This is a genomic window from Mycobacterium sp. SMC-8 (genome assembly GCF_025263565.1).
Lineage (GTDB): Bacteria > Actinomycetota > Actinomycetes > Mycobacteriales > Mycobacteriaceae > Mycobacterium.
Map to the genome: position 1 here is coordinate 3,782,815 of NZ_CP079865.1, position 21,646 is coordinate 3,804,460.

23 protein-coding genes and 4 pseudogenes are annotated in these 21,646 nt (G+C 69.1%); 21 read left to right on the top strand and 6 right to left on the bottom strand.

The window, feature by feature from the left end; all coding sequences use genetic code 11:
- Nucleotides 1–75: 75 nt before the first annotated feature.
- Nucleotides 76–960 (bottom strand): D-alanyl-D-alanine carboxypeptidase family protein, encoded by an 885-nt coding sequence (locus tag KXD97_RS18255; RefSeq protein WP_313901307.1) that lies wholly within the window; start codon nt 958–960, stop codon nt 76–78.
- Between the two features lie 44 nt (nt 961–1,004).
- On the opposite strand from KXD97_RS18255, the gene KXD97_RS18260 reads away from it, so the two are divergent.
- The gene (locus KXD97_RS18260) at nt 1,005–1,424 is read left to right on the top strand and encodes a nuclear transport factor 2 family protein (protein WP_260751450.1); all 420 of its coding nucleotides are present in this window, start codon (nt 1,005–1,007) and stop codon (nt 1,422–1,424) included.
- Nucleotides 1,425–1,444: 20 nt separating this feature from the next.
- Here KXD97_RS18260 and KXD97_RS18265 read toward each other — a convergent pair whose 3' ends face one another.
- Entirely contained in the window at nt 1,445–1,936 is a 492-nt protein-coding gene (locus tag KXD97_RS18265) for a nuclear transport factor 2 family protein (RefSeq protein ID WP_260751451.1), read from the bottom strand.
- A 231-nt stretch (nt 1,937–2,167) separates the two neighbouring features.
- Between KXD97_RS18265 and rpsP the strand changes: the two genes are divergently transcribed.
- Genes rpsP through trmD form a run of 4 tightly spaced genes read left to right on the top strand, consistent with a single transcriptional unit; the run spans nt 2,168 to nt 4,152 of the window.
- Nucleotides 2,168–2,644 carry a 30S ribosomal protein S16 gene (gene rpsP / locus KXD97_RS18270; RefSeq protein WP_260751452.1) on the top strand — a complete coding sequence of 159 codons (477 nt, stop codon included), beginning with the start codon at nt 2,168–2,170 and terminating at the stop codon, nt 2,642–2,644.
- Between the two features lie 8 nt (nt 2,645–2,652).
- Nucleotides 2,653–2,895: an RNA-binding protein gene (locus KXD97_RS18275; RefSeq protein WP_003928628.1), complete on the top strand. Its 243-nt coding sequence runs from the start codon at nt 2,653–2,655 to the stop codon at nt 2,893–2,895.
- A gap of 11 nt (nt 2,896–2,906) precedes the next feature.
- Nucleotides 2,907–3,425: a ribosome maturation factor RimM gene (gene rimM / locus KXD97_RS18280; protein ID WP_260751468.1), complete on the top strand. Its 519-nt coding sequence runs from the start codon at nt 2,907–2,909 to the stop codon at nt 3,423–3,425.
- A gap of 13 nt (nt 3,426–3,438) precedes the next feature.
- Nucleotides 3,439–4,152: a tRNA (guanosine(37)-N1)-methyltransferase TrmD gene (trmD, locus tag KXD97_RS18285; RefSeq protein WP_260751470.1), complete on the top strand. Its 714-nt coding sequence runs from the start codon at nt 3,439–3,441 to the stop codon at nt 4,150–4,152.
- Here the strand turns inward: trmD and KXD97_RS18290 are convergent.
- A complete protein-coding gene (locus KXD97_RS18290) occupies nt 4,149–5,087 on the bottom strand; it encodes a class A beta-lactamase-related serine hydrolase (RefSeq protein WP_260751472.1) in 939 nt (312 codons plus the stop codon). The two genes, trmD and KXD97_RS18290, sit on opposite strands and share 4 nt — an antisense overlap.
- 305 nt (nt 5,088–5,392) lie before the next feature.
- Here KXD97_RS18290 and rplS point away from each other — a divergent pair, with 305 nt between their 5' ends.
- From rplS to KXD97_RS18325, 7 genes are read left to right on the top strand one after another with little or no spacing between them, the layout of a single operon-like run.
- A complete protein-coding gene (rplS, locus tag KXD97_RS18295) occupies nt 5,393–5,734 on the top strand; it encodes a 50S ribosomal protein L19 (RefSeq protein ID WP_260751473.1) in 342 nt (113 codons plus the stop codon).
- Between the two features lie 48 nt (nt 5,735–5,782).
- On the top strand, nt 5,783–6,634 hold the full coding sequence (lepB, locus tag KXD97_RS18300) for a signal peptidase I (RefSeq protein WP_260751474.1): 852 nt from the start codon (nt 5,783–5,785) through the stop codon (nt 6,632–6,634).
- 10 nt (nt 6,635–6,644) lie between these two features.
- Nucleotides 6,645–7,391, top strand: coding sequence for a ribonuclease HII (locus KXD97_RS18305; RefSeq protein ID WP_260751475.1), 747 nt, complete (start codon nt 6,645–6,647; stop codon nt 7,389–7,391).
- A complete protein-coding gene (locus KXD97_RS18310; protein WP_011895015.1) occupies nt 7,388–7,693 on the top strand; it encodes a DUF2469 domain-containing protein in 306 nt (101 codons plus the stop codon). The genes KXD97_RS18305 and KXD97_RS18310 overlap by 4 nt, the downstream gene beginning before the upstream one ends.
- Before the next feature lie 35 nt (nt 7,694–7,728).
- Nucleotides 7,729–8,502 (top strand): HAD-IIA family hydrolase, encoded by a 774-nt coding sequence (locus tag KXD97_RS18315; protein ID WP_260751476.1) that lies wholly within the window; start codon nt 7,729–7,731, stop codon nt 8,500–8,502.
- Between the two features lie 24 nt (nt 8,503–8,526).
- A complete protein-coding gene (locus KXD97_RS18320) occupies nt 8,527–9,735 on the top strand; it encodes a CoA transferase (RefSeq protein WP_260751477.1) in 1,209 nt (402 codons plus the stop codon).
- A complete protein-coding gene (locus tag KXD97_RS18325; RefSeq protein ID WP_260751478.1) occupies nt 9,732–10,553 on the top strand; it encodes an acyl-CoA thioesterase II in 822 nt (273 codons plus the stop codon). The genes KXD97_RS18320 and KXD97_RS18325 overlap by 4 nt, the downstream gene beginning before the upstream one ends.
- On the opposite strand, the gene KXD97_RS18330 is transcribed toward KXD97_RS18325, so the two are convergent.
- From KXD97_RS18330 to KXD97_RS18340, 3 genes and pseudogenes are all read right to left on the bottom strand, one after another.
- Nucleotides 10,513–13,008, bottom strand: a complete 2,496-nt coding sequence (locus KXD97_RS18330; protein ID WP_260751479.1) for an AMP-binding protein — start codon at nt 13,006–13,008, stop codon at nt 10,513–10,515. The genes KXD97_RS18325 and KXD97_RS18330 overlap by 41 nt on opposite strands.
- A gap of 41 nt (nt 13,009–13,049) precedes the next feature.
- On the bottom strand, nt 13,050–13,901 hold the full coding sequence (locus KXD97_RS18335; RefSeq protein ID WP_260751480.1) for a DUF1206 domain-containing protein: 852 nt from the start codon (nt 13,899–13,901) through the stop codon (nt 13,050–13,052).
- A gap of 126 nt (nt 13,902–14,027) precedes the next feature.
- A pseudogene (locus KXD97_RS18340) lies at nt 14,028–14,513 on the bottom strand (aquaporin); the annotation flags it as partial.
- Between KXD97_RS18340 and KXD97_RS33320 the strand changes: the two are divergent.
- The 9 genes and pseudogenes from KXD97_RS33320 to KXD97_RS18380 form a co-directional block, all read left to right on the top strand.
- Nucleotides 14,513–14,644, top strand: a pseudogene (locus KXD97_RS33320) (aquaporin); the annotation flags it as partial. The pseudogenes KXD97_RS18340 and KXD97_RS33320 sit on opposite strands and share 1 nt — an antisense overlap.
- Nucleotides 14,645–14,670: 26 nt before the next feature.
- Nucleotides 14,671–14,790, top strand: a pseudogene (locus KXD97_RS18345) (aquaporin); the annotation flags it as partial.
- A gap of 199 nt (nt 14,791–14,989) precedes the next feature.
- Complete coding sequence (locus KXD97_RS18350) at nt 14,990–15,355, top strand: YraN family protein (protein ID WP_260751481.1); 366 nt, start codon at nt 14,990–14,992, stop codon at nt 15,353–15,355.
- Nucleotides 15,355–16,866, top strand: a complete 1,512-nt coding sequence (locus tag KXD97_RS18355; RefSeq protein ID WP_260751482.1) for a YifB family Mg chelatase-like AAA ATPase — start codon at nt 15,355–15,357, stop codon at nt 16,864–16,866. The genes KXD97_RS18350 and KXD97_RS18355 overlap by 1 nt, the downstream gene beginning before the upstream one ends.
- Nucleotides 16,866–17,987, top strand: a complete 1,122-nt coding sequence (gene dprA / locus KXD97_RS18360) for a DNA-processing protein DprA (RefSeq protein ID WP_260751483.1) — start codon at nt 16,866–16,868, stop codon at nt 17,985–17,987. The genes KXD97_RS18355 and dprA overlap by 1 nt, the downstream gene beginning before the upstream one ends.
- 110 nt (nt 17,988–18,097) lie before the next feature.
- Nucleotides 18,098–18,495, top strand: a pseudogene (locus KXD97_RS18365) (hypothetical protein).
- 87 nt (nt 18,496–18,582) lie between these two features.
- Complete coding sequence (locus KXD97_RS18370) at nt 18,583–19,428, top strand: siderophore-interacting protein (protein ID WP_260751484.1); 846 nt, start codon at nt 18,583–18,585, stop codon at nt 19,426–19,428.
- Between the two features lie 70 nt (nt 19,429–19,498).
- The gene (locus KXD97_RS18375; protein ID WP_260751485.1) at nt 19,499–20,659 is read left to right on the top strand and encodes a lactate 2-monooxygenase; all 1,161 of its coding nucleotides are present in this window, start codon (nt 19,499–19,501) and stop codon (nt 20,657–20,659) included.
- A gap of 68 nt (nt 20,660–20,727) precedes the next feature.
- Nucleotides 20,728–21,630: a tyrosine recombinase XerC gene (locus tag KXD97_RS18380; protein ID WP_260758039.1), complete on the top strand. Its 903-nt coding sequence runs from the start codon at nt 20,728–20,730 to the stop codon at nt 21,628–21,630.
- Nucleotides 21,631–21,646: the final 16 nt, after the last annotated feature.

The following is a 21,646-nucleotide window of genomic DNA, read 5'->3' on the forward strand; positions in this document are numbered from 1 at the left end:
TGGCGACGTTAATCGGGAAAGGACTCGTCCGGCGCGCGAACAGGTCTCCTTCGGGTATCGAGTTCCCGGACCGGCTCAGAACCGGCTGACGCCGGAGTTCGGGCCCAGCGCGAAACCCCAATCCAGCAGCGCCGCCGCCTGGTCCCAGTACGTCGGCCCGCCGTCCTTGACCAACCCGTACATCAGCGCCACGACCAGGTGGCGGCCGTTGCGGGCAGCGCCGCCGACGAAGGTCTTGCGGGCCAGATCGGTGTAGCCGGTCTTGCCGCCGAAGGCGCCCGGATAGCGGTGCAGCAGTTCGTTCTGGTTGACCAGTACGACGTCCCCGGCCTTGGTCGGGAAGACCGCGGTGGGCTGGGCGGTGATCTGCGCGAACACCGGGTTGCCCATAGCGGCGCGGAAGATCACCGCGAGATCGTGCGGGGTGGACCAGATGTCGATGCCGGGTCCGTCGATACCCGATGGCGAGCCCGCGTTCGTGCCGTAGGCGCCCAGCATCGCGGCCTTGGCGTTCATCTTCGTCACCGCGACGTCGTGCCCGCCGAGCATGGTGGCCAGCGTGTTGGCGGCGTCGTTGCCCGACACCAGCAGCAGAGCCTCCAGCAGCTGACGGGTCGTGTACGTCTGACCGGGAGCCACCCCGGCGCAGTTGCACTCGACCCTGGTGTCGGCCTCGTTGGCGACGATGGTCGCGTCCAGCGGGAGTTCGTCGAGCACGACCATGGCCAGCAGCACCTTGATGGTGCTGGCCGGGGCGTAATGCCCGTGCTCGTCGCGGGCGGCCAACACCTCGCCGGTGTCCATGTCGGCGACGATCCAGGCCTGGGCGGGGCCGTCGGGGATCGGCGTCGAACCTGCGGGCTGCACGATCCCCGTGACAGGCACTGCGCCGGCCGGGGGAAGAGAGAACCCGCCGGTCAGGCACAGCACGGCGCCGAGGCACGCGAGAAGCGTTCGCACGACAGGTGAGCCTAAACCGCGCCCCGGTCGTGTTCAATCGAGCCATGTTGAGCCTTGAGGAGATCTCGGACCGGCTGGAGATCCAGCAACTGCTGATCGATTACTCGAGCGCGATCGACGGACGGCGGTTCGACGACCTCGACGCCGTCTTCACCCCGGACGCCTACATCGACTACCGCGTCAGCGGCGGCGTCGACGGGGCCTTCCCCGAGGTGAAGGCGTGGCTGAAGGAAGTGCTGCCGAACTTCCCGGCGTATTACCACCTCGTCAGCAATGCCGACATCCGCATCGACGGCGCCAGGGCGTCGTGCCGGGCGATCTGTTTCAATCCGATGGTGATGGGCGGGGAGAACCCGCAGATCTACTTCGTCGGGATCTGGTACGTCGACGAGTTCGTTCGCACCCGGCAAGGGTGGCGGATGAGCCGGCGGGTCGAGGAGAAGTGCTTCGACAAGCTGATGTGAGACCTGACGGTGCTGTGCGCTCAGCGCACCAACCGGCGGCCCACCCGGCCCACGGTCCGCTTGATCCGGTCCGACACGTACACCGACACCGCGAGGTTGAAGATGTCCTCGCGCAGCCGGGTCAGCGTGGACGAGGTGATCACCCAGCGGCCGTCGATCTTCGCGTATGCCTCCGTGTAGTGGCCGTATCCGCGCATGTTCACCCCGGGCGCCAGCCGCACCACGTCCTCCAGCGCCCAGACCCCGTTCGCGGTCGTCGGCGACGACAGCGCGATCTCCGGCGCGTGTACCTGATGCACGGTCGCGCGGGCGCCGAGGCTTTTGCGGGTGAACGCGACGAACTCGTCGGCGCCGTCGATCACTGTTCCGCCGGCCCCGGTGGTGTCGCTGTGGAAGTCGTCGGTGAACAGCGACCGCCAGGAGTTCCAGTCCTTGGTGTCCAGGTATCTGCAGTAGCGTGCCTTGAGCTGCTTGATCGCCTCGATCTCCACCAGCACGGCGGCGTCATCCATGGCTAGAAGGTGACATCCGGGGCCAGTTTTGTAAAGGTACAGGCGGCGGGTGGCCCGCGGATTTCCTCGGGTGGGCGCCGGTCTGGCACAATAGGCGGCTGTCCGCGCACGGCTTCCTCGACGGGATGTGCCGTGTGGCGGTCACACGCGTAAGGCAAAACCGGGTCCCGGCATCCCGCCGGTGATCGCTCGAATTGCAAACGTGGCAATCACAGGAGAAGTCGCTCAACCATGGCTGTCAAGATCAAGCTCGCCCGCTTCGGCAAGATCCGCAATCCGCAGTACCGCATCGCCGTCGCCGATGCGCGCAACCGCCGCGACGGTCGCGCCATCGAGGTCATCGGCCGGTACCACCCGAAGGAAGAGCCGAGCGTCATCGAAATCGACTCGGAGCGCGCACAGTACTGGTTGGGCGTCGGCGCCCAGCCCACCGAGCCCGTGCTGCAGCTGCTGAAGATCACCGGCGACTGGCAGAAGTTCAAGGGCCTGCCGGGTGCGGAAGGCACGCTGAAGGTCAAGGAACCCAAGCCGTCCAAGCTGGACCTGTTCAACGCCGCCCTCGCCGAGGCCGACGGCGCCCCGGCCACCGCGGCCACCACGCCGAAGAAGAAGAAGGCGCCGGCCAAGAAGGACGAGGCCGCCGAGTCGGCCGAGACCACCGGGGCCGAGGCGCCCGCCGCCGAGGCTCCTGCCGAGTCCGAGAGCTGAGCGCGGACGTGAGCTCTGTCGTCGTCGACGCCGTCGAGCATCTGGTCCGCGGAATCGTCGACAACCCCGATGACGTCCGTGTCGACATGGTGACCAATCGCCGTGGCCGCACCGTCGAGGTCCACGTCCACCCCGATGACCTCGGCAAGGTCATCGGCCGGGGCGGTCGCACCGCGACTGCGCTGCGCACGCTGGTGGCGGGCATCGGCGGTCGAGGGATCCGCGTCGACGTGGTGGACACCGACCAGTAGCGTCGCACCTGATGGACCTGGTTGTCGGGCGCGTCGTCAAAGCGCACGGCGTCACGGGTGAACTCTCGGTCGAGGTTCGCACCGACGACCCCCAAGCCCGTTTTGTTCCCGGCGCCGTATTGCGTGGCCGTCCGTCGCGGGGTGGCGCCGAGCGTGACTACGTCATCGAGACCGTGCGTCCCCACGGGGATCGGATGCTCGTCCGCCTGCAGGGTGTCGGCGACCGCGATGGCGCCGACGCGTTGCGGGGCACGATCTTCCTGGTCGACTCGGCGGATCTGCCGCCGATCGAGGACCCCGACGAGTTCTACGACCATCAACTCGAGGGCATGGTCGTCACCACCACCGACGGCCGGCCTGTGGGTACCGTCGCCGAGGTGCTGCACACCGCCGCGGGCGAACTGCTGGCCGTGCGTGATCCCGACGGCGCCGAGGTGCTGGTGCCGTTCGTGTCGGCGATCGTGGTGTCGGTGTCGTTGGCGGACAACGCGATCGAGGTCGACCCTCCCGAGGGTCTGCTCGACCTCTGAGGATGCAGAGCCCGTGAAGATTGATGTCGTCACCATCTTCCCCGCGTTCCTGGACGCGCTGCGGCAGGCGTTGCCCGGCAAAGCGATCGAGGCGGGGATCGTGGGATTGGCGGTGCACGACCTGCGGGACTGGACGCACGACGTGCACCGCTCGGTAGACGACTCGCCGTACGGCGGCGGCCCCGGAATGGTGATGAAAGCGCCGGTCTGGGGTGCGGCGCTCGACGAGATCTGCACGCCGGAAAGCCTTTTGGTGGTGCCGTCGCCGGCAGGACGGCTGTTCACACAGGCCACCGCGCAGCGGTGGGCGGGGGAGCGCCACCTGGTGTTCGCATGCGGGCGGTATGAGGGCATCGATCAGCGGGTGATGGACGACGCCGCCCGGCGGATGCGGGTCGAAGAGGTCTCGATCGGCGACTACGTGCTGCCCGGCGGTGAGTCCGCCGCGGTGGTGATGATCGAGGCCGTCGTGCGTCTGCTGCCCGACGTCCTGGGCAATCCTGCTTCCTACCAGGACGATTCGCACTCCGAACTGGTCGGCGGTCTGCTGGAGGGGCCCAGCTACACGCGGCCCGCGAGCTGGCGCGGACTCGATGTTCCCGAGGTGCTGCTCTCCGGTAACCACGCCCGGATCGCCGCCTGGCGACGCGAGCAGGGGCTGCGGCGCACGCAGGAGCGGCGCCCGGACCTGCTGGAGCGCAACGACGGCCAGGACCGGCCCGACTAGATCCGGCCGCCGGGGAACATCGTCTTGACGGCGTCGGTGATGGTCTGACGCGCGACATCGTCACTGGCCGGCTGCATCGAACCGATGACCACGATGTAGCGGCGATCGGTGCCGACCACACCGGTCGACAGGTGCATCCAGTCGGCGCCGACGCAGCACATCCAGCCCTGCTTGACTGCGACGCGTTCGGCGAACAAGCCCTCCGGGATGCCGAACCGCTGCGGGTAGACTCCGCCGGGCACCATCCCGTCCGGCGCCGTGGGAGTGGACGCCGCGAGGTTCGACAGGATGATCTTCACCTGCTCGGGCGGCAGGCCGCCGGCCCCGGACAGCAGCATGTCGTAGTAGCGGACGAGGTCGGTCGCGGTGCTGGTGGTGTTGAACCAGCGGCCGTTACCGGGCCGGCGGGTGGCGGACAACCCGTAGCGCTTGACCACCCGGTCGATGATCGCGCTTCTGCCGCTGCGGTTCCAGAAAACCTCCGCGGCGCTGTCATCGGAGGCCCGGAGCATGAGGTCCAGCGACGCGCGGTCCTTGGGGGACAGCTCGGTATCCCCGTTGGCGACCTGAAGCAGCAGGTCGTCGGCGATGAACAGCTTCGCCACCGAGGCGATCGCGATCGTCATGTCGTTGCCGTTGGTCACCAGCTGGCCGGTGTTGCGGTCCAGCACCGCCGTGGTGATCTCTGCGCCGGCATCCGCGGCCTGCGCGGTCGCCCGGGCCGCGCGGTCGGGCAGACCGGAGAAGGCGGCCGGAGGTTCGTCGGGAGGAGCCTCAGGCAGCGGGGCCATGGTGCCCAGCGGCGCCACCACCGTGAGGTGCGGGCTGTTGGGGGGCGGTGAGGACGTGTTGCCCGTGGCCGTGCACCCTGCGGCGGTGGCCGCGGCGACGGTCAGCGCCGCGGTGGTCGTGAACAGCCGTGACGGCCGTCGCATCGTGCTTCCTCCATAATGTGTTGGGCCGACGCTGTCCCCGAATCCGGACAGCGTGCCGTTGCCGCCCGGTACAGCCAGGGTAGCGGGTACAGACCGGCCGCGGGTGGCGCAAACACGTCGCCGACGTGGCGGTGGCCACCGGATTTCGGGGATAAGCCCCGCGTCTGGCACAATTGGGCAGTTGTCTGTGCACGGCGGGTACGTCCACGCCGCACGACCTGCCCAAGACGTCCGAAACCCCATCGGTCCCGTGTGCGTCACCACGACGCCGGTACGGAGCCGCGAACAGCAAGGAAGTGTCACCGATGAACACGCTGGATTTCGTCGACCAGGCGTCGTTGCGTGACGATGTCCCGGACTTTGGCCCCGGTGACACCGTCAACGTCCACGTGAAGGTCATCGAGGGCTCCAAGGAACGCATCCAGGTCTTCAAGGGTGTCGTCCTCCGCCGTCAGGGTGGCGGGGTTCGCGAGACGTTCACGGTCCGCAAGGAGAGCTACGGCGTCGGCGTCGAGCGCACCTTCCCCGTGCACTCGCCCAACATCGATCACATCGACGTGCTCACCCGCGGTGATGTCCGCCGGGCCAAGCTGTACTACCTGCGCGAGCTGCGTGGCAAGAAGGCCAAGATCAAGGAAAAGCGCTGAGCCTGCTCACCGCGCAGGCGGTGACGCCGCGGTGGCTACGCTGATCCCGTGACATCCGCTTCCGACCCCTCCGGGCCCGCGGGATCCTCGGGTCCCGACGATTCGTCCGCCGAGCGCACACTCGAAAAGCCCGATCCCGTCGCGACCGAGAGCGACGAGTTGCCGGGCAAGAAGAAGCGCGGTGCGGTCCGTGAGGCTGCGATCCTCATCAGCATCGCGCTGGTGCTGTACTACGTGATGCTGACGTTCATCGCGCGGCCCTACCTGATCCCGTCGGAGTCGATGGAGCCGACCCTGCACGGCTGCAACGGGTGTGTGGGTGACCGGATCATGGTCGACAAGCTGACCTACCGGTTCTCCTCGCCCGAGCCCGGCGACGTCGTCGTCTTCAAGGGTCCGCCCAACTGGAGCATCGGCTACAAATCGATCCGCTCCGACAACACCGCGGTTCGATGGGTGCAGAACGCGCTGTCGGTCGTCGGTTTCGTGCCTCCCGACCAGAACGATCTGGTGAAGCGGATCATCGCCGTGGGCGGACAGACCGTGCAGTGCCGGGTCGACACCGGTCTGACGGTCGACGGCAAGCGGCTGAACGAGCCGTACCTCGATCCCGAGACGATGATGGCCGACCCCGCGGTGTACCCGTGCCTGGGCAACGAGTTCGGGCCGGTGACCGTGCCCGAGGGCCGGCTGTGGGTGATGGGCGACAACCGCACCCATTCGGCCGACTCGCGGACGCATTGCGCGAACGTGCCCGCCGACGCACAGCGCGGCCTGCTCTGCACCGGTGACCCGACGGCCGGGACGATCCCGGAGGAGAATGTCATCGGAAAGGCCCGGTTCATCGCCTGGCCGCCCGGGCGGTGGGGCGCTGTGAGCTCGGTGAACCCGCAGACTTAACGGGGGACACGTGCCTGTCTGGCCGCCACGGACCGTCATCCGCAAAGCGTCGGGACTGCGGACCCTGGAGTCGGCGCTCTACCGGGCCGGCCTGGGTCCGGTCGCCGGCGTCGACGAAGTCGGCCGCGGCGCCTGCGCCGGCCCGCTGGTCGTGGCCGCATGTGTGCTCGGACCCAATCGGCTGGAGAGCCTGGCTGCCCTCGACGACTCGAAGAAGCTCAACGAAGCCGAGCGTGAACGACTGTTCCCGCTGATCCGCCGCTACGCGCTGGCCTACCACGTGGTGTTCATCCCGTCGGAGGAAGTGGACCGGCGCGGGGTGCACGTGGCCAACATCGAGGGGATGAGGCGCGCGGTCGCCGGGTTGTCGGTGCGGCCGGGGTACGTGCTCTCGGACGGATTCCGGGTGCCAGGTCTGCCGATGCCGTCGTTGCCGGTGGTGGGCGGCGATGCGGCCGCGGCCTGCATCGCCGCAGCCAGTGTGCTGGCCAAGGTGAGCCGCGACCGGTTGATGGTGGCGATGGAAGACGAGCACCCAGGCTACGGTTTCGCCGAGCACAAGGGATACAGCACGCGCGCCCACAGTGCGGCGCTGAACCGGCTCGGTCCGTCCCGTCAGCACCGGTACTCGTTCATCAATGTGCGGCGTTTGGTGATCGACGGGGAACCCCAAGAGCATGCAGAACTGGTGTGCGGGACAATGCTGGTGGACATGCCGATGGACGGCGATCAACCCGAAGGACAGCTGAGCCGATGAGTGCCGAAGATCTCGAGAAGTACGAAACCGAGATGGAGCTCTCGCTCTACCGCGAGTACAAGGACATCGTCGGGCAGTTCAGCTATGTCGTGGAGACCGAGCGGCGGTTCTATCTGGCCAACAGCGTCGAGATGATCCCGCGCAACGCCGACGGCGAGGTGTACTTCGAGCTGCGGTTGGGCGACGCGTGGGTCTGGGACATGTACCGGCCGGCGCGGTTCGTCAAGCAGGTCCGGGTGATCACGTTCAAGGACGTCAACATCGAAGAGGTCGAGAAGCCCGAACTGCGGCTGCCCGAGTAGCTTGCCCGGTAGCCACGGCTGACACACTGGAGGGCGTGCGTTCCACACCGCAGTGCTGGCTGACCGACATGGACGGCGTGCTCGTCCGCGAAGAACACGCGCTTCCGGGTGCTGCAGAATTCCTGCAGCGTCTCATCGACCGGGAGCGGCCGTTCCTGGTGCTCACCAACAATTCGATCTTCACCCCCCGGGATCTAGCCGCCCGGCTGGTCCGCTCCGGGCTGGCCGTCCCGGAGGGCTCGATCTGGACCTCCGCGCTGGCGACCGCGGCGTTTCTGGCCGACCAGCTGCCCGGCGGCTCCGCCTACGTGATCGGGGAAGCGGGGTTGACCACGGCACTACACGAGGCGGGTTACACATTGACCGACATCTCGCCGGACTTCGTGGTGCTCGGCGAGACCCGCACCTACTCGTTCGAAGCGATCACCAAGGCCGTGCGCCTCATCCTGGGTGGTGCGCGGTTCATCGCGACCAACCCAGACGTCACCGGACCGTCGGCCGAGGGGCCGTTGCCGGCCACCGGATCGGTCGCGGCCATGATCACCAAGGCCACCGGGCGGGAACCGTATTTCGTGGGCAAGCCGAACCCGATGATGTTCCGCAGCGCGCTGAACCGCATTGCGGCGCATTCTGAATCCACCGTGATGGTCGGGGACCGGATGGACACCGACGTGGTGGCGGGTATCGAGGCCGGGCTGGAGACCATCCTGGTGCTGACCGGGTCGACGACCATCGAGGACGTCGAGCGCTACCCGTTCCGCCCCAGCCGGGTGCTGCCGTCGATCGCCGAGGCGATCGAGTTGGTGTGATCCGGCGCTTGCTAGCTTGAGCGGATGACCGAATCAGCGCCCGACCCGGCGCGGCCGTTGGCCGGAGTACGGGTCGTCGAGATCTCGAGCTTCGTGGCAGTCCCGTTGGCGGGGATGACCCTGGCTCAGCTCGGCGCCGAGGTGCTGCGCGTCGATCCGGTCGGCGGGGCTGCGGACTACCGCCGCTGGCCGCTCACCGAATCCGGCGACAGCATCTACTGGGCCGGCCTGAACAAGGGCAAGCGGTCGCTGGCCGTGGACATGCGCTCCGAGGACGGGCAGGAACTGGTCACCCGCCTGGTCGCCGATGCTGGCGTGTTCATCACCAATGTCGCTGGGCGGCAATGGCATTCCTACGAGACTCTGGCCAGGGTGCGCCCCGACCTGATCCATGTCGAGGTGTCCGGGCGCCACGACGGCGGCACCGGAGTCGACTACACGGTGAACGCCGCCATCGGGTTCCCGTTGGTGACCGGTCCGGCGGAGCTGAGCACCCCGGTCAATCACGTGCTTCCGGCGTGGGACGTGAGCTGCGGTCTCTACGCGGCACTCTCGGTGCTCACTGCGTTGCGCCACCGCGACGCCACCGGGCGCGGCCAGCAGGTCAGCATCCCGCTGGAGAACGTCGCGCTGGCGACCGCGGGCAACCTCAGCCTGCTCACCGAGGCGATGATCAACGGCACCTCGCGCCAACGCATCGGCAACGCCGTCTACGGCACCTACGGGCAGAACTTCACCAGCAGCGACGGAGTCTCCTACATGGTCGTCGCGCTGACCGGCCGGCACTTCCGTGACCTGACCTCCCTGACCGGGACCACCGAAGCCGTTGCCGCGCTCGCACATTCGCTGGGGGTCGACTTCTCCGACGAGGGTGAGCGGTACCGGCACCGGGAAGCGTTGAGCGCGTTGTTCGCCGAGTGGTTCAGCGCCCGCACCGGCGCCGAGATCGCGACCGCGCTGTCGACGACATCGGTGCTGTGGGAGCGCTACCAGACCTTCGGTGAGACCGCCGCCGATCCCCGGGTGACCCACAACCCGCTGTTCACCGAGCTCGATCAGCCGCGGGTGGGCCGTTACCTGGCGGCCGGTCTCCCGGTGTCGATCGACGGCGCCTATCCGCGCGCTGTGCCCGCCCCGGCACTCGGCGACGACACCGCCGCGGTACTGGGGGACTGGTTGGCCATGGACCGCGGCCAGATCGACGACCTGTACGGGTCGGGCACCGTCGCGTGAGCGTGCTGCGCGAGTTGCTTGACGTCACCGCGAGCGGGCCCGACACCTGGCGGGGGCGTGCCGGCGGGCCGGCGGGAAAACGCGCCTACGGGGGACAGCTGGTGGCGCAGAGCCTCGCGGCGGCCGCCCGCACCGTGGACCCCGCGAAGGCGCCGACGGCGATGCACCTGCAGTTCCTGCGCGGCGGCGAGGCCGGTGAACCGGTCGACTACCGGGTGGCTAAGGTCCACGACGGCCGTACCGCTGCATCCCGGCGGATCGACTCCGCGCAGAACGGGCGGCTGCTCACCACGGCCACGGTGTCTTTCGCGGCCGCGCTGCCCGGTCCCGAACACGGCCGCAGGATACGGCCGGAGGTGGATCCCGGCACGCTGCCGAAGACCGGGCCGGCCGGGCCGGCGCCGTCGATGCCGCTGGACGAACTCGACCTCCGCTTCGTCGACTCCGGCACCGGCGAGGACTTCGTCCGGCGGCTGTGGTGGCGGACCACTGTCGACCTGCCCGACGAGACGTTGCTGCACACGCTCGTCGCCGTCTACGTCACCGATGTGTACCTGATCGATCCCGCCCTGCAGGTCCACGGCCATTCGATGCGGGCGCGCACCCACCGCAGCGGCACCACCGATTCGTCGGTGTGGTTCCACCGGGAGCTGCGTGCCGACCAATGGAACCTGCTCGAGTGCCGGTCACCGGCCGCCGCGCGGGGCCGCGGCGTGGTGACCGCCAGCCTCATCGGCGCCGACGGCGTCGTCGCGGCGACCCTCGTTCAGGAGGGACTCATCGCAGAGCGGGAGCCCGCGCCGGACCCGGCCGGCTGAGTCTGCGCTCATGCCACCGCTGCCGGGCCAGGGTGACCGCCGCGGACACCGTGACACCCACGACGACCGAGGCGACGATGCCGACCAGTTCGTGGCTGCCGAACAGCGGATAGATCTGGTAGTGCGTCAGATAGGTGTACAGCGACGCTTCGGCGATGACACCGGCCACCACGGCGACACCCGATGGGCAGCGGACCGCGGGCAGCCAGATCAACAGCGCCAGACCGGTGAACACCAGGAACTGGCGGAGTGGGTCGTCGAAGTAGCCGATTATGCCGGCCAACAGCACCGCGGTGACGGCGGCGCGCTGCCACGCGGTGGAGGCCTTCGCGGCGGCCCATCCCGCCGCGAAGAACCAGAACGCCAACATCGTGAACCAGGCGTCTCTGGTGTCGCCGCCGAGAACGCCGTAACGCAGCAGCATTCCCAATGCCAGGAACGCCATCGCGACGGCGAATGGATGGCGGCGTTCCAGGCGGTCGGCGGCCGGTATCCAGAACAGCGCGGCCAGCGCGATCAGCGTCCACACCAGCACTTCGACGAACCACAGCCGCCCGGCGGTCATGCTGTCGTGCGGCCCGAGGAACTTGTTGGCCAGCAACAGGTTCGACGCGTGATAGTCATCGGTGACGGCGAGCGTGAACGCCACCCACAGCATCGACGGGACCGCGACCCACGCGATCGTGGCGCGCAGGTGCCTGATGCGGGTGGTGCGTGGTAGCGGCGTCAGGCAGAACCGGCCGAAATTGTAGCCGGCGACGCCGAGGAGGATGTGCGCGCCGCCCCACAGCTCGAAAAGTTCGGCGTGCGAACCGACGATCAGCAGGATCGCCACGGCGCGCAGCGCCACGCTGGTCTCCAGCGTGCCGGCCCACACCTGCCACCGTGGCCGTCGCGGCGCGGGCAGGTTCTGCAGTTCGCAAAGCGACAGTCGCTGCCAGTCGGCGGGCAGCCGACCGAGGGTGCGCTCCAGCCGTACCGACATGGTGACGTAGCTCAGTGAGTTGCCACCGAGATCGACGAAGCTGGCGTGGTCGTCGATCGTGTCCGGGTCGAGATGCAGTACGTCGGCGAAGAGCCGCCGCAGGTCACCGTCGTGCTGCGCCGGGCGGGGAGCGCGCGCGGTCAGGGCCCGGGCGGCGCGGTAGTCGGGCTTGCCGGTCGGCAAGGTGGGCAGTTCGCGCACGCAGGCGACGTCGACGGCGCCCGCCGGTACCCCGGCCGCGCCGGCCGCAATGCGTCGCACCTCGTCCGCGTCGTGGTCGGCGGTGGCCACCACGGCGAGGCGGTCGCCGTTGTCGGTGCACAGCGCGCGCACCCCGGCGTCGCCCAGCGTGTCCTCGAGCTGCTGGAGGTCGAGGCGCAGACCGTACATCTTCACGAACCGGCTTCTGCGGCCGATCACCTCGTACAACCCGTCGGCGCCCCGGCGGGCGATGTCACCGGTGCGCAGTGCGTCGAGTTCCGGGCCGCGGGCGAGGTCGGCCGGGTGATGGGCGTAGCCCATCATCACGTTGGCGCCCCGGTACACCAGCTCGCCGGCGCCGGGCTCGGGCCACTCGTCGACGGGTTCGAGGGCAAACGACCCACCCGGGATCGGGCGCCCGATCGCGGTGCTGCGCGTTCGGGCGAGATCGGGGGGTAGGTAGGCCATGCGGGCCGTGGCTTCGGTGGCTCCGTACATCACGTACAGCTCCCAACCCTGCCGGTCGGCGAGGGCTGCGTATCTGCGGACCCGCTCGGGGGCCATCCGGCCGCCGGCCTGGGTGACGTAGCGCAGATCCGGCAGGTGAAGGGACTCGAAGCCGATTCGGTCGAGCAGTTCGAAGGTGTATGGGACGCCGGCGAAGGTGGTGCCGCGTCGGCCGTTGAACAACTCCCAGAAACAGTCGTCGGTCACCGACTTCTCGGTCAGGATCAGCGCCGCGCCGATGAGCAGATGGCTGTGGATGACCGACAGGCCGTAGCAGTACGACATCGGCAAGGTGGTTGCGGCGCGGTCGGTTTGGCGGATCTGCAGATATTCGGCGATCGACCTGGCATTGGCGAGCAGGTTGGTGCGCGACAGCCGGACCAGCTTGGGAGAGCCGGTGCTGCCCGACGTGGACATCACCAGCGCGAGGTCGTCGTGCAGTGTATGGGCCGCCTCGGAGTGGACGTGAACGCCTGCGGTGTTCATGACCACGTCGGGCTGATAGGTGGCGATCATGTCGCTGTGGTCGCGCCCGGCGGGGACGGGCAGTACGACGTGTCCGCCCGCCAGCGCACCGAGGTAGCGGACCAGCGCGGTGACGTCGTTCCTGGTTTCCAGCAGGATCAGCCGACGACGCGGTCCCAGCGTCTGCGCGCAGTCGTCGACCCGTTGTGCGAGCTCGCGGTAGCTGAGCTGCTGGTCGACGGTGAACAGCGCGGGACGGTCACCGTGACCGCGCAGATGGTCGACCAGCCTGTCCACCCGAGTGAAGATACCCTCACCTCACCTCGGGGCCCCAGCCGTCACATCCGGCTGTACCGGCTCCTGATGAAGCTGTAGACACCGAACGCGGCGATACCCAGCGCCGCGGCGATCAGCAGTACTTTTCCGAACGGCGCCTGACCCAGCGTCTTGACCGCGGCGTCCAGGCCGGTGGCCTTGGACGGATCGGCCTGCAGGGTCGCGATCACGACGAGCAGACCGGCACCGGCCAGGACCAGACCCTTGGCCACGTATCCGGTGATGCCGATCGCGGTGACCGCGGTGCCACCCGAGACGCGCAGGTCGTCCAGGAATTTCTCCGATACGCCCTTGTACACGTGGTAGGCGCCGACCGCGGCGACGCCGACGCCGACGGCGATCAGCACGGCCTTGCCCCACCCGGACTGCATCAGCTGTGCGGACATACCGGCGTTCTGCTGGGTGCTGGACTGGCCGGAGCCCATCGCGTAGCGGGCGGCCGAGAACGCGATCGCGAAGTTCACCGCGGCCAGCGCCAGAGCCTTGCCCCGTTTCCATGCCGGGTTGTCGCCCCGGCGCCCGGAACTCTCACCCGGTTTGGCGCCGATCACGGCCTCCGCGACGCGCCACAACCCCAGAGCCACCAGTCCCGCCGCCGCCGCCCACAGGATGACGGTGCCGCCGGTCTGGTGGGCCAGCGTGGCTAGCGCACCGGACTGGTCGGCGTTGCCCTGAGGAGACCCGCCGCCGACGAACGCCAGCCGGGCGATGATGAAGCCGACCAGCAGGTGCAACACACCGCTGGCGGCGAAACCCGCCCGGGCAAGATACTCGAACGCGCCGCTGTCGGTGGCGCGGTCGGCGGCGCCGTGGGCGGAGCGGTGCAGCGACGCTGCAGAAGGTCGGGTGCCCATCGGAGGTCCTCCTGGTCGACTGATGGTCCCGGGATCCCCCGATTTGACGCCGGTGAAACGACGTTCCCGAAGACGGGCGTCCGGCGTCAGCGGAGCGTAGCGATCGTCCGCAGAGCCCGCCGAGAGTCAGCGGGTGTCGTCGACTTCCAGGTCGACATCCAATGAGTCGGTGCGCACCGGGCGGTCGGCCAGTTCTTCCCGGTGGCCGAACAGGAACGGGTAGGCCAGCCCGGCGATCGCGGCGCCGATCAGAGGAGCCAGCCAGAACACCCACAACTGCGCGGGTGCGCCGTCGCCGTTGAAGAAGGCGACGCCGGTCGAGCGCGCCGGGTTGACCGAGGTGTTCGAAATCGGGATGGAAATGAGGTGGATGAGTGTGAGCGTCAGGCCGATCGCCAGTCCGGCGAATCCCTTGGGCGCGCGATCATCGGTGGCGCCGAGGATCACCAGCAGGAACATGAAGGTCAGAACGACCTCGGCGAGGAGCACCGCCCACAGTGTGTAGCCGCCGGGGGAGTGGGCGCCGTATCCGTTGGCGGCCATGTTGCCGGTCGCCGTCCAGCCGGCTCGGCCGCGCGCGACCACGAAGATCACCAGGCCGGCGAGCAGACCTCACCGGTGTGTACGCGTTCGGCACGATCTCCGGCGGGCATTTCAACCCCGCGGTGACGCTGGGCGCAGCCCTGGCGCGACGGGTGGAATGGAGGGCACTGCCGTCCTACTGGATCGCGCAGGTTCTGGGGTATCGGGTTCGCAGGAGTGCGGCACCATGCGCGATCCCACACTTTTTCATCGTCTTGCAGCCGAGTTCATCGGAACGTTCTGGCTGGTTCTCGGTGGATGCGGCAGCGCGGTGTTCGCCGCGAAGTTCCAGAGCGACGACGGCTTCCCGTTGGTGCCACCGCATCTTCCCCAGAGACGACCTCGGTGTCACCAGCGTGACACTCGCGTGGTGGCGGCGAGCCGGATATGCCAGATCTGTCCTCTCACAGAAACTGTGGGTTCCCACAACTGTCGCATTCTGGGGATCGATTCGGGTCTGGGGATGGGTCGGCGGTTCTGTCGGCGCCATCGACAACGGTGGCTGTATGACCGGAACAGAAAGCCGCGCCGAGATCGGGGCGCTGGGCGAACAGCTCGCGGTGGAGTACCTGCAGGCTTTGGGGTTGCGGGTGCTGGCGCGTAATTGGCGCTGCCGCTACGGGGAATTGGACGTCATCGCCGCGGACGGCCGCGTGGTGGTGTTCGTCGAGGTGAAGACCCGCACCACTGAGCACTACGGCGGGGTCGCGCAGGCGGTGTCCCCGGCCAAGGTGCGCCGGTTGCGGAGACTGGCCGGGCTGTGGCTGGCCACCCAGAGCGAGCGCTGGGCTGCGGTGCGGGTCGACGTGATCACCGTGCGGGTCGGGCGCCGGCGCACCCCGGAGCTCACCCATGTGAAGGCGGTGGGGTGATGGGGACGCTGGGCCGGGCGTTCTCGGTGGCGGTGCGCGGGGTCGAGGGCGAGATCGTGGAGATCGAGGCTGACATCTCCTCGGGCCTGCCCGGGGTGTATCTGGTCGGTCTGGCCGACGCCGCGCTGCGGGAGTCGCGTGACCGGGTCCGCGCGGCGATCAGCAACTGCGGCTTCGAGTGGCCGATGGCGCGGCTGACGCTGGGGTTGTCACCGGCGACGTTGCCGAAGATGGGTTCGGTCTACGACATCGCGCTGGCTGCGGCGGTGTTGTCGGCCGACCAGAAGAAGTCCTGGCCGCGGCTGGAGAAGACGGTGCTGCTCGGCGAGCTGGCATTGGACGGGCGGGTGCGCCCGATCAACGGCGTGCTGCCCGCGGTGCTGGCCGCCCAGCGACAGGGCTGGCCGGCGGCGGTGGTGCCGATGGCCAACGTGGCCGAGGCGAGCCTCGTCGACGGAATCGAGGTGTGGGGCGTGGGCACCCTGCGGCAGCTGCACGCGTGGCTGGCCGGCACAGGGGATCTGGAGCGGCCGGTCGAGCAGATACCGCAGATGGCCGAGCAGGTGCCCGACCTCGCCGATGTGATCGGGCAGACCCAGGCGCGCTATGCGGTCGAGGTGGCCGCAGCGGGCGCTCACAACCTGTTGATGACCGGCCCGCCCGGGGTCGGGAAAACCATGCTGGCGCAGCGGCTTCCGGGACTGTTGCCGCCCCTGTCGGATGCCGAGTCACTCGAGGTCACCGCGATCCACTCGGTGGCGGGTCTGCTGGCCGGTGACGCACCGTTGATCACCCGGCCGCCCTTTGTTGCCCCACACCACACCACCAGTGTCGCCGCGCTCGTCGGCGGCGGCTCGGGGATGGCGCGCCCCGGCGCGGTCAGTCGGGCCCACCGCGGAGTGCTGTTCCTCGACGAGTTCGCCGAGATCAACTCGGCGGTGCTGGAGGCGCTGCGAACCCCGTTGGAGGACGGCGAGATCCGGCTGGCCCGGCGCGACGGCGTGGCGTGCTACCGCTGCCGCTTCCAGTTGGTCCTGGCCGCGAACATCTGCCCGTGCGCGCCGCCGGATCCCCGCGACTGCATCTGCGGGGTGGCCGAGAAGCGACGCTACCGCAGCAAGCTGTCCGGGCCGTTGGTCGACCGGGTGGATCTGCGGGTGGAGATGCACGCGTCGCGGGAGGGGACGTTCACCGATCAGGAAGTGGAGACGACTTCGGTTGTCCGGCAGCGTGTCTGGGCGGCACGGGCTGCGGCCGAGGACCGTTGGCGACCACACGGGATCACTACGAATGCCGAGGTCAGCGGAGCTCTGCTGCGGCGCCGGTTCCGGCTGAGCCCGCAGGCGATGAAGCCGCTGCGCGCGGCGGTGGACCGCGGAACCATGAGTATCCGCGGCATGGACCGGGCGATGCGCGTCGCGTGGACATTGTGCGATCTGGCAGGTCGCACCACACCGAACCTCGACGACGTCGCCACCGCGATGAGTTTCCGTCAGGGACGGGGGTTCTGATGGACGAGACCACGCGCCGGGCGTGGGCCTATCTGTCGAGGGTGGCCGAACCGCCCAATCAGGCGCTGGCCGAGCTGGTGTCCGAGGAGGGGGCGGTCGCGGCCGCCGAGCGCGTCCGCCGCCGCGTCGTCGGGGGCGACCTGCTGGGGGCCACCGAAGCCAGACACGCCGTCGATTGCGCGGCAACAGATCTGGAGACTCTGGACCGGATGGGCGGGCGGCTGCTGACCGCCGGGGACCAGGAGTGGCCGACCCTGGCATTCCGTTCGTTCGCCGGCGTCGACCATGCCGAGCGACCGCAGGGTCTGGCGCCGCTCGCGCTGTGGGTGCTGGGCCCTGCACATTTGGCGGACCTCACTGAACGGAGCGTCGCGATCGTCGGGACACGCGCGGCGACGGCCTACGGCGAGTACGTCGCCGCGGACTTCGCCGCAGGATTGGTCGAGCGTGACGTCGCGGTGGTATCCGGCGGTGCCTACGGCATCGACGGCGCGGCGCACCGCGCGGCGCTCGGGTCGGACGGCCAGACCGTGGCGGTGCTGGCGTGCGGTGTGGATGTGCCGTATCCGGCCGGGCATTCGGCGCTGTTGCATCGCATCGCGCGTAACGGCCTCGTGGTCAGCGAGTATCCGCCGGGTGTGCGCCCTGCGCGGCACCGGTTCCTGACGCGTAACCGGCTGGTGGCCGCGCTGACGGGCGCGACGGTGGTGGTCGAGGCGGGGCTGCGCAGCGGGGCGGCCAACACCGCGGCCTGGGCCAGGTCGCTGGGCCGGCGGGTGTGTGTGGTTCCGGGCCCGGTGACCTCGACCGCGTCGGCGGGCTGTCACGAGTTGCTGCGGCGGGAACACACCGTGCTGGTGACGCGCGCGCCGGAGATCGTCGAGGTGATGGGACACATCGGCGAGTTTGCCCCCGATCTGGAGCATCCGGTCACGCCGTTGGACCACTTGAGCGAGGTGCAGCGCCAGGTTTACGAGGCGTTGCCGCGGCGCGGCGTGCGCACCGTCGACGAGATCGCCGTCAGTGCCGGGGTGGCGCCCGAACAGGTGCTGGGCCCGCTGGCGCTGATGGAGATCGACGGCCTCGTCGAGTGTGAGGGGGGTCAGTGGCGCTTGACCTGAGCCGGTCCCGGGGAAATGAAATCACCGGCCGCCGGCGTGGAGCCAGGGGTGAGCGCATCGGCCGCCGATGTCCAGGTGATGCCCGCGACGCGCGCTATAAGGGAGAGATCATGTCCGATGTTGTGCCGCAACGGATCCCGTTTCAGGGTGTGCGAATCGGGTACGACAGCGGCAAGACGTTCGACGACCTGGTGCGGGCGCTGAACACCGACGTCGGCGAGGAACCCGTGAGAATCGAGGACATCGCCGCGGCATCGACCGACTGGGCCGACTACCGTGCACGCGTCGCACCGCACGCCGGGCCGCACGGGTTCATGCTGTTCGCGACGCTGGACCACGGCGGCTGGATCACCACGAACTGCTCATCACCGACGAGCCCGCGGGCCGCAGCAGCCTCATCTACGTGCAACCGTCGTCGCTGATGGTGGTCACACCGAATCCGGAGCTGTCGGCCGCGGCCCGCGAACTCGACGCGAAACTGGCGGCGCTGGCATCGGCGGTCACGTAGCGGGTAAGTGCCCGGCCGGGGAGGCCGCTGCGCGGCGGCTTCCGCTCGTATAGTCGTCAAGGACAGCTGAGTAGCAAAGGAAGTGAAGTGGCAGGACGTCCCGTGCACACCTTCGAGGTGGTACGCACCGAGCAACTGGGCCCTCATATCGTGCGAGTTGTACTCGGCGGCAACGGCTTCGATACGTTCACGCCGAGCCAGTACACGGACTCCTACGTCAAATTGGTGTTCGTCGCCGACGACGTCGACGCCTCGCAACTCGCGCAGCCTCTGACGCAGGACAGTTTCAACGCGCTGCCGCCCGAACGGCGGCCCACCGTGCGGACCTACACCGTTCGCCGCGCCGACACCGAACGGCGGGAGCTCACCATCGACTTCGTCGTGCACGGCGAACACGGCGTCGCCGGTCCGTGGGCGGCATCAGCCGCGCCGGGGCAGCGCTTGTTCGTGATGGGACCCAGCGGCGCCTACGCCCCTGATCCTGCCGCCGACTGGCATTTGTTCGCCGGCGACGAGTCGGCGATACCGGCGATCAGCGTCGCGCTGGAAGCCTTGCCCGACGATGCGATCGGCAAGGTGTTCATCGAGGTCGCCGGTCCGGAAGACGAGATCGAATTGAACGCGCCCCCCGGCGTCGACGTGTCGTGGATCTATCGCGGCGGCCGCGCGGATCTGGTCTTCGACGACGTGGCGGGCGACCACGCCCCGTTGATCGCAGCAGTCAAGGAGACGCCGTGGTTGCCGGGGCAGGTGCAGGTCTTCATCCACGGTGAGGCTCAGGCGGTGATGCACAACCTGCGGCCCTATATCCGCAAGGAACGCGGGGTCGAGCCCAAGTGGGCGTCCTCGATCTCGGGGTACTGGCGGCGCGGCCGCACCGAGGAGACGTTCCGGCAGTGGAAGCGCGAGCTCGCCGAGGCCGAGTCGACGTAGGGCGCGCCGAACCAACGCTGGCACAGCCCGATGACCGTCGGGCTGGCACGTCGATGGCACGCTTAGCCCCATGACCTTCGGCAACTACCAGCTCGAGATCTATCTGCAGGGCCTGTCCGGCATTCTGCCCAATTTCCCGATGGACTACGCCGGATGGGAGGCCAAAGCCGAGTCGGCGATGCCGCCATCTGTCTGGTCCTACGTCGTCGGCGGGGCCGGGGACGAACAGACCCAGCGCGCCAACCGCACCGCGTTCGACCGCTGGGGACTGATCCCGCGGATGCTCGTCGGTGCCACCGAACGTGACCTCACCGTCGACCTGTTCGGGATGCGGCTGCCGTCGCCGCTGTTCATGGCGCCGATCGGCGTCATCGGCATCTGCTCGCAGACGGGCCACGGCGATCTGGCGACCGCCCGTGCCGCGGCGCGCACGGGGGTCCCGATGACCGTCTCCACGCTCACCGAGGACCCGCTGGAGGATGTCGCCGCAGAGTTCGGCGACACGCCGGGCTTCTTCCAGCTGTACACCCCGACCGACCGGGACCTGGCCGCCAGCCTGGTGCACCGCGCCGAAGCCGCCGGCTACAAGGCGATCATCGTCACCCTCGACACCTGGATCCCGGGCTGGCGACCGCGCGACCTTGCGATGTCGAACTTCCCGCAGCTGCGCGGGCGCTGCCTGGCCAACTACACCAGCGACCCCGTCTTCCGGGCCTCCCTGGCCCAGCCGCCGGAGGAGAACATGCAGGCCGCCGTCCTCAAATGGGTTGGGCTGTTCGGCAATCCGCTCACGTGGGACGACCTGCCCTGGCTGCGCTCACTCACCGACCTGCCGCTGGTGCTCAAGGGCTTGTGTCATCCCGACGACGTGCGCCGCGCCAAGGACGCCGGCGTCGACGGGATCTACTGCTCGACCCACGGCGGACGTCAGGCCAACGGGGGACTGCCGGCACTGGACTGCCTGCCCGGGGTGGTGGCGGCCGCCGACGGCCTGCCGGTCCTGTTCGACTCGGGGATCCGCAGCGGTGCCGACATCGTCAAGGCACTCGCCCTCGGCGCCACCGCCGTCGGGGTCGGCAGGCCCTATGCCTACGGTCTGGCAGGTGGCGGTGAGGACGGGCTCGTGCATGTGCTGCGGTCGCTGCTGGCCGAGACCGATCTGATCATGGCCGTCGACGGCTATCGCAGCCTGGCGGATCTCACTCCGGACACGGTGCGGCGCGTCCTCTGAAACCCCGGACGGGGTTCTGCCACGGTAGGGGCGTGCAGACCGGCGGTCAGGAGCGCAGCGACCCGGCCATCGAGGCCTACCTCGACGAGTTCGACGAATACCTCGCGCTGGAACGCGGGCGCTCCGACCACACCCGCCGCGCCTACCTCGGCGATCTGCGCTCGCTGTTCGACTTCGTGGACGAACGCCGCCCCGGGGCGGGACCAGGGGCGATCACCCTGCCGGTCCTGCGATCCTGGTTGGCGGCGCAGGCGAGCGCGGGCGCGGCCCGCTCGACGCTGGCCCGCCGCACCTCTGCGGTCAAGACGTTCACGGCCTGGGCGGTGCGGCGCGGACTGCTGACCGAGGATCCGGCGGTCCGGCTGCAGGTGCCCAAGGCGCACCGCACGCTGCCCGCGGTGCTGCGCCAGGATCAGGCCCGCGACGCGATGGAGGCCGCGACCTCCGGTGCGGAGCAGGGGGATCCGCTCGCGTTGCGCGATCGCCTCATCGTCGAGCTGCTCTACGCCACCGGGATCCGCGTCAGCGAACTCTGCGGGCTGGACATCGACGACGTCGACACGTCGCGGCGGCTGGTGCGGGTACTGGGCAAGGGCAACAAGCAGCGCACCGTGCCGTACGGGGAACCGGCACACGCCGCGCTGACCTCCTGGCTGACCGACGGTCGTCCCGAACTGGTCACCGCCAGCTCCGGGCCCGCACTGCTGCTCGGTGCCCGAGGTGGACGCCTCGACCCCCGCCAGGCCCGGACCGTGGTGCACCAGACGATGGCCGCGGTGGACGGCGCACCCGACATCGGGCCGCACGGGTTGCGGCACAGCGCCGCGACCCATCTGCTCGAGGGCGGTGCCGACCTGCGCGTCGTGCAGGAGATGCTGGGCCACTCGACGCTGGCCACCACCCAGCTCTACACCCACGTCACCGTCGCGCGGCTGCGTGCCGTGCACGATCAGGCCCATCCGCGCGCATAGGTGAGCCCGATCCGTC